This window comes from Ferrovum myxofaciens (assembly GCF_000735045.1).
GTDB lineage: Bacteria > Pseudomonadota > Gammaproteobacteria > Burkholderiales > Ferrovaceae > Ferrovum > Ferrovum myxofaciens.
Window position 1 is genome coordinate 1 of the sequence record NZ_JPOQ01000095.1, and the last position, 4,348, is coordinate 4,348.

General features: G+C 53.4%; 7 protein-coding genes. 3 read left to right on the top strand and 4 right to left on the bottom strand.

The annotated features are described in order from the left end of the window. The first annotated feature begins 127 nt into the window (after positions 1-127). Both IV91_RS0110890 and IV91_RS0110895 read left to right on the top strand, forming a co-directional pair. Complete coding sequence (locus IV91_RS0110890; protein ID WP_084190060.1) at positions 128-532, top strand: FMN-binding negative transcriptional regulator; 405 nt, start codon at positions 128-130, stop codon at positions 530-532. Between the two features lie 25 nt (positions 533-557). Further along, positions 558-1,337: a PhzF family phenazine biosynthesis protein gene (locus IV91_RS0110895; RefSeq protein ID WP_031598313.1), complete on the top strand. Its 780-nt coding sequence runs from the start codon at positions 558-560 to the stop codon at positions 1,335-1,337. A 34-nt stretch (positions 1,338-1,371) separates the two neighbouring features. Here the strand turns inward: IV91_RS0110895 and IV91_RS15895 are convergent, their stop codons facing one another. Beyond that, complete coding sequence (locus tag IV91_RS15895) at positions 1,372-1,872, bottom strand: GNAT family N-acetyltransferase (protein ID WP_051862585.1); 501 nt, start codon at positions 1,870-1,872, stop codon at positions 1,372-1,374. Positions 1,873-1,891: 19 nt separating this feature from the next. Then, positions 1,892-2,524, bottom strand: coding sequence for a cysteine hydrolase family protein (locus IV91_RS0110905; RefSeq protein ID WP_031598317.1), 633 nt, complete (start codon positions 2,522-2,524; stop codon positions 1,892-1,894). A gap of 149 nt (positions 2,525-2,673) precedes the next feature. Here IV91_RS0110905 and IV91_RS0110910 point away from each other — a divergent pair, with 149 nt between their 5' ends. Continuing rightward, positions 2,674-3,648: a GlxA family transcriptional regulator gene (locus tag IV91_RS0110910; RefSeq protein WP_031598318.1), complete on the top strand. Its 975-nt coding sequence runs from the start codon at positions 2,674-2,676 to the stop codon at positions 3,646-3,648. A gap of 23 nt (positions 3,649-3,671) precedes the next feature. Here the strand turns inward: IV91_RS0110910 and IV91_RS0110915 are convergent, their stop codons facing one another. Beyond that, positions 3,672-4,106 (bottom strand): EVE domain-containing protein, encoded by a 435-nt coding sequence (locus IV91_RS0110915; protein WP_031598320.1) that lies wholly within the window; start codon positions 4,104-4,106, stop codon positions 3,672-3,674. Next, on the bottom strand, positions 4,103-4,348 hold a 246-nt coding region (locus IV91_RS15900; RefSeq protein WP_035417846.1), incomplete at its 5' end, for a MarR family winged helix-turn-helix transcriptional regulator. The genes IV91_RS15900 and IV91_RS0110915, both read right to left, overlap by 4 nt.

Here is a 4,348-nt window from a genome sequence, read left to right on the forward strand (position 1 = left end):
GAACTGAAGGGCCGCATCGAAAAAGGGATTGCCGAATGGAACGAACACCCGGTTGTCTTCCGGTGGAGTAACTTCGATCTGGGCTTGGAATGATATGTAAGTTGTTTGATGTTATGTTGTACTAGTCATATTCCACGGTCCGGATGGCTATATTTCACCCTGCTGGTATCCCACCGTAAGGGATCATGGCAAGGGGGTTCCCACCTGGAATTACGCTGTCGTCCATGCTTATGGTCAGTTGCGCGTGATCGATGATGCGGCATGGGTCCGGGAACAGAGCGGTTCACTCACCAAACAACAGGAATCGGTCTTTGGTTCCCCCTGGTCGATTGCGGACACCCCCCCGGACTTTATCGAGCGCCTGACGAGTTCCATCGTTGGCGTCGAACTCACCATTATCCGTTTACTCGGAAAATGGAAAATCAGTCAGAATCAACCGGAACAGAATCGGGACGGCGTGATTCAGGGGCTGCGTACTCAAGGAACCCATCAGGCACTGGAACTGGCAGAATCCATGGAGAAGTACTTCTGAAAATAACCTGAGACGAACTTTAAATATGAATCTCAATATCTTTCAGGTGGATGCCTTTGCTACTCGACCTTTCGAGGGGAATCCCGCTGCTGTTTGTCCCTTGGAATATTGGTTGAATGATGGCTTGCTCCAGGCGATTGCAGCGGAAAATAACCTTTCGGAAACTGCGTTCTTCGTACCTTCCGAAGATGGCTTCGAACTGCGCTGGTTTACTCCGATCAAGGAAGTCTCTCTTTGCGGCCATGCCACCCTGGCCACGGCCCATGTGATATTCGAACGTCTTGACCATACCAAAGTTTTGCTGGTGTTCGACACATTGAGTGGAAAACTGTCGGTACGAAAAAATGAGCGCGGCTTAGAAATGGATTTTCCTGCCTTGCCACCCAGGCAGTGCATCTGTCCCGATCGGTTGGCGGAAGGTTTGGGGGTCTCTCCTGTGGAAGTATGGTGCGCCGATGATTATCTGGCAGTCTTCGAGGATGAGGAGACGGTTCTCGCACTTCAGCCCCGCCAGGAATTATTGGCTCAATTGGATCTGCGGGGTGTCATCGCCACTGCCCCAGGGAAAACAGTTGATTTTGTCAGTCGTTTTTTTGCACCCAAGTTGGGAGTTCCCGAAGATCCCGTCTGTGGCTCCGCCCATTGTGAACTCGCTCCTTACTGGGCTCGGAGGTTGGGCAGAACTTTCCTGAATGCCAGACAGGTCTCGAAGCGTGGCGGTTCAATAGGGTGCGAAGTCAAATTTGATCGGGTATTGCTGACCGGTCAGGCAGTGACCGTCATGAGTGGCGTTATGATGTTTTGAATACTCGGCGGAGAAAGTTGATGAACCTTGCCATTTATCGTCTGGCTTTAGAAATGGCCATTGCTGCCAGATAATCGTTTTGTTGGAGATCCAACATCAAAAAATGCGTTGGCTTCCGATTGACATCCTTGTGACACTCTCCCCGCAGAGTGAATCCCAGACGATGATACAACCGGATAGCCCGCAGGTTGTTTTTGCGCACGATGAGATGGATGCGTGTCAGACCGATTTCATCAAAGCCTTTTTCCAGTGTTTCCGAAGTAACGATCCAGCCCAGTCCTTGACCGGCTTTATCTGAGCGCAAAGCAATCCGAAATTCGGCTTCTCCCACTGCAGTGGTGGCGAGGATCGTGAAGGCTATCAATTGTCCTGACTGTTCGGCAGCAAAACGCCAGATATTTGGCCGGTTTTGAAATTCTGAGAGCCACCCGTCCTGCCTCAGGGCGTAATCCAGATCGTCGAACTCAGCCGAATACTTCGGCCAATTTTCAATGGTGGCGACATCTTCAACCATGAGGAGACGCAATTGGATCATCGTGTTTGTCCACATCTGCTCATGAGGCATCCCTTAAACCGCGTGCCCGCTGGTTGGATCCATAGATGTTATCGCGAGGAAGAGCTTTTCCTGTTTTCAGTGCCTCGATCCATTCATCGGTCGTTGCTACTGCGGCAAAACGCGACTGCAGGACAACCGTAAATACCCGATGAATTTCCTCGGCGGTGGCCCGGCCCGCATGGTTATCGTAGGGGAGTGACCCAGCGGCATCCGTGAGAAACTCCACGGCCAGGCCAGCGTGCAACGCATGTTTGATGGTCGAGTCAGCGCAATTGTGGGTCATATAGCCGACCACGACCAGCGTATCGATGTCGTTTCGGCTCAGCCACCCGGCCAGGTCAGTGCCAGCGAAAGCGCTGGGCAGGGTCTTTTCAATGTAATGGCTGTATGGTCGGGAACGGACGGATGGATGGAGTTCCCAACCGGGAGATCCTTTGGAAAAAACGGGCGCCCCAGCGGGCAAAGTGTTCTGGACGACGATAACGGGTACATCCGCTAATAGTGCGGCATCCATGGCTCTGCCGATATTGGTCAGGGAGTGCCGAATAGCGGGGTATTCGATGGGCAGGTTGCCGGTAATATATTCGTTCTGCACATCAATGACAAGCAGAGCATGGCGGTGGGATGGCATGGGGATACTCCTTGTGGACTATCTTTGGTACAACGCCCACAGGATTGTGGCGTCATAGGGATATTATTTCTCCAATCATCCACGACTGATAGTGACCTGTAAGACAATCTCCGATAAAATCAGGCCATAGTTCCAGTCTTGGAAGTCGCGTGACTATTCTCACCATCGCCGTAATCGCTTTCGAAGGCATCAGCCCCTTTCATCTCTCCATTCCCTGCGAGGTCTTTGGAACAGACCGCAGCGCGGCGGGGGTGCCGCGTTTTGACTTGCGCATATGCGCGGTAGAAGCAGGATCGCTGTCGACTGCGTCCGGTTTCACCATCACGGTGCCCTATGGTCTCGAAGGGGTGGCCAGCGCTGATACTGTCATTGTCCCAAGTTGGCACGATCCGCAGGTGTTGCCACCGGAACCACTCCTCGAGGCATTACGCGCGGCCCATGCACGCGGAGCCTGTCTGGTTGGATTATGTTTGGGAACATTCGTACTGGCTGCGGCCGGCATTCTTGATGGACATCCTGCTACGACCCACTGGCTCTGCGCCCGCGAACTGGCATATCGTTACCCGCGCATCCAGATCAACCCTGATGTCCTCTATGTGGACGACGGCGATGTGGTGACATCTGCGGGTGTTTCGGCGGGAATCGATTGCTGCCTGCATCTGCTGGGTAAGTGGTACGGTGCCGAGATTGCCAGCCGTGTGGCACGTCGCATGGTGGTTCCATTGCACCGACAGGGTGGACAGGCGCAGTACATCGAATTGCCGCTTCCTATTGAAGGGAAAGATAAACGATTGTCGGCAGTGCTCGACTGGGCGGTTCTTCATCTTGATCGGCTTTTGGATATTGATACGCTGGTCGAACAGGCCAGGATGAGCCGCCGCACTTTTACCCGCCATTTCAGGAAGGCTACCGGAACCACGGTAAGCGACTGGCTTCGCCACCAGCGCTTGGCTCTGGCTCAACGCTTGCTTGAAACCACAGATCAGCCCATCGATCTGATTGCCGCAAGGGCAGGCTTTGGCTCGTCGGTGTCGATGCGTCAGCAGTTCAGGGATGTTTTACGGATTTCCCCGTCACTCTACCGTCGTGAGTTTCGGGGGCAGGCCAACTCGCTCGGCAATTGACAGAATCGAGCAACGGGGCATCGTCAATCATCCGCTGGAATGCGCCCTAGCATACCGGTCACGATCAACTCGAAATCGGCTTTTGGAATTTCCAGATGTCCGAATCGGAAAGCATAGCCCCACCGACTCTTGTCCTTAATGAAAGAAAGTTGCTCAAGAAGCGGGCGAACGGGCGTATCGGTCGCTTTCAGAAAATGGATATCACGCCGGTAGGGAACAAATCCAGGGAACATTTCAAAGGGATAGACCTTGTCACCGACGACTTTGCCAATGGCCGTGAATTTCTGGCAAGGAACGGTTCCGTCGAATTGTTCCCTGGGCGAGTAATAGATGAGCCAGTCGCCCACCGCCATGCGTTTGAGCGGCAGGGCCTTTCCGTGGCATAACTGACTGAATCCACCAGCCACGCCAGCGCTGACATGTTCTTTCGATGCAACGCCAATCCAGTAGCGCTTCATGGATTGTTGCCCGCGATGATGGCAAGGGTCAGTGCCTTGTAAGTCTCTATTTGGCCTTCCGTGAGGCACGAGAAAAATTCATCGTCGGCGCGCTCGACGGCAATGATGGCCTGGTGAATCAGTTTGCGTCCCGCGACAGTGAATCGAACCTGTATGGCACGGGTATCCGAAGTTGAAGACTCCCGATTGACCAGCCCAGCTTCCTCAAGTTTTCGAATGGCTTTGGAAAGGGTCATCTTGTC

What these genes read in the sequence shown, in the direction of transcription:
- IV91_RS15895 (WP_051862585.1), bottom strand. Translation starts at nt 1,872, where the DNA reads ATGATCCAATTGCGTCTCCTCATGGTTGAAGATGTCGCCACCATTGAA.
- IV91_RS0110895 (WP_031598313.1), top strand. Translation starts at nt 558, where the DNA reads ATGAATCTCAATATCTTTCAGGTGGATGCCTTTGCTACTCGACCTTTC.
- IV91_RS0110905 (WP_031598317.1), bottom strand. Translation starts at nt 2,524, where the DNA reads ATGCCATCCCACCGCCATGCTCTGCTTGTCATTGATGTGCAGAACGAA.
- IV91_RS0110915 (WP_031598320.1), bottom strand. Translation starts at nt 4,106, where the DNA reads ATGAAGCGCTACTGGATTGGCGTTGCATCGAAAGAACATGTCAGCGCT.